This window comes from Sutterella seckii, from assembly GCF_009183815.1.
GTDB classification, from domain to species: Bacteria; Pseudomonadota; Gammaproteobacteria; order Burkholderiales; family Burkholderiaceae_F; genus Sutterella; species Sutterella seckii.
Genome location: NZ_WEHX01000270.1, coordinates 1 through 321, shown reverse-complemented (window position 1 = coordinate 321; position 321 = coordinate 1). Strand labels below are relative to the sequence as shown.

Annotated in this window: 1 protein-coding gene; it reads left to right on the top strand. The window is 51.7% G+C overall.

The genetic code is table 11. From position 1 onward, the window contains the following. Window positions 1–40: 40 nt before the first annotated feature. The coding region (locus tag GBM95_RS12140) for a transposase (RefSeq protein WP_264298112.1) at window positions 41–321 on the top strand (281 nt) is incomplete at its 3' end.

Sequence of the window (321 nt, the reverse complement as noted above, 5' to 3'; positions counted from 1 at the left end):
GTTCCACGTAGTCAAGAACTGCAATGATGCCTTGGATCAAGTGCGCCGCAGGGAATCCAAGACCGAAGGCGTGCTTAAGAAATCACGGTACCTTTGGCTGAAGAATTTCCAGAATCTCAACAAGGTACAACAAATCAAGCAGATGGCTCTCTCGCAGTTGAATTTGCAGACCGGCAGAGCCTACCGAATGCGCCTCAGCCTGCAGAACATCTATCAGAATTGCGAGACCAGAGAGGATGCCGAGCTCAAACTCAAGGAGTTCTGCAGCTGGCTGATGCACGCCCGCATTCCAGAGATGAAGCGGGTGGCAAAGATGATCCG